The organism is Lentilactobacillus parakefiri, from assembly GCF_002157585.1.
GTDB classification, from domain to species: Bacteria; Bacillota; Bacilli; order Lactobacillales; family Lactobacillaceae; genus Lentilactobacillus; species Lentilactobacillus parakefiri.
The window spans coordinates 1-1425 of sequence record NZ_BDGB01000036.1 but is presented as its reverse complement, the minus strand read 5'-3'; the positions used below and the strand labels follow the sequence as shown (position 1 = coordinate 1425).

The 1425-nt window shown below is 37.6% G+C and carries 1 protein-coding gene and 2 pseudogenes; all 3 read right to left on the bottom strand.

What is annotated here, in order from left to right; genetic code table 11:
• A pseudogene (locus LPKJCM_RS03080) lies at positions 1-627 on the bottom strand (IS256-like element IS1310 family transposase); the annotation flags it as partial.
• 115 nt (positions 628-742) lie between these two features.
• A complete protein-coding gene (locus LPKJCM_RS13150; RefSeq protein WP_057962132.1) occupies positions 743-1147 on the bottom strand; it encodes a hypothetical protein in 405 nt (134 codons plus the stop codon).
• A gap of 166 nt (positions 1148-1313) precedes the next feature.
• Positions 1314-1425: pseudogene (locus LPKJCM_RS12875) on the bottom strand (IS30 family transposase); the annotation flags it as partial.

Here is a 1425-nt window from a genome sequence, read left to right as displayed (position 1 = left end):
TCCAGTCGATTCCGTTGGCGCCACTGGGTAGTTCAGCACTTCTTTCGTACCATCTGGACGAATGCCAATCGCAATATGAACGGCTTCTTTTTGAACGGTATCCCGCTTTAACGGCAAGTAAGTGGCATCTAAGAAGATGGCCGCATATTGTGAAGCCAGTCGACGTTGCTGGAAAGCTTGAACCTGTTCATTGACGGCTTTAGTCATGTTGGAAACCATGGCTTTGGAGTAGTGAGCACCGTACATTTTCTCAATGAGTTCGGCAATTTCAGCAGTGGTAATTCCCTTGGTATACAACTGAATGACCGTTGTTTCTAAATTATCACTGTGCCGACCGTAGGCTGGCAAGGTATGATTTTCAAACCGGCCATTGCGATCTCGAGGAATGGTTAAGTTAAATTGGCCGTACTTCGTATCAAACGAGCGCTCATAACTGCCGTTGCGGTTATTACCAGTGTTAATCCCAGCGTATGAGTAGCGTTCGTAACCCAAAAACTCTGCCAATTCGGTTTGAAGAAGCTGGTTAATCGCAATTTCGAGGTGGTGACGAAAAACTTCGTCCAAATCTTGCTTTTGGGCTAGTGCAGCGATAATTTCTGTGGTAAGTTCTGTGGTAAGTTCATTCATGGGGAATGCCTCCTGTGATGTTTTCTGTGGTTACTAAATATCATAAGGGAAGGCATTCGCTATTTCTATACAATTCAGAAATCTTTTATGCATTTACACAAGATATTTTACGCTCTCATTTGTCACTAGAACTGTGCTTTATTTTATTACTCTTTTTACTCTTTTTACTCTTTTTACTTTTTGATTTATTTAAAATCGCATTATCGCTTTTTAGTTTCTCCTTGTATTTATCGATTAATATTTTAATTTCCCTCTTTTTCTTGCTCGATTTAGCATTCTTAAGTCTCCCTTTAGCCTTCGATAGTGCTTGCTCATCATTTTTAATGTTTCTCTTTAAAATATCTATTTTAGAGACAGTTGGATTCGTATTAGTTTGACCACTATGTGTCTTAACTGCCAGTGTTCGATAATAATCATGATTAGCCTGTGCGATCGAAACTCCGGCAACACCAGAAAGTGCAATAGCCGATATGCTGCACATTAAAATTTTTTTGAATTTTGTCTTTAAGGTTATACTCATTTGTATCTTCCTTCACAATTAATAATTTCAAATCGGTTCAACTATAAAAATGATTTTGTTATTTCGATTACTTCTATGTCTTATTTTGGAGAAATAATGAACATAGCAATTGTATCATAAATTACACATTTTATATGGCAGATTGCAAGAAATAACTTGAACGAATTTAGTGACGTAGATTAAGCAAGAAGATCTCGATTGGTGTATGCCAATTAAGACATTTAAGTGGCCGTGAATTCAGATACCAATTGATTTGAACCAGTTGGTAATCACTTAGT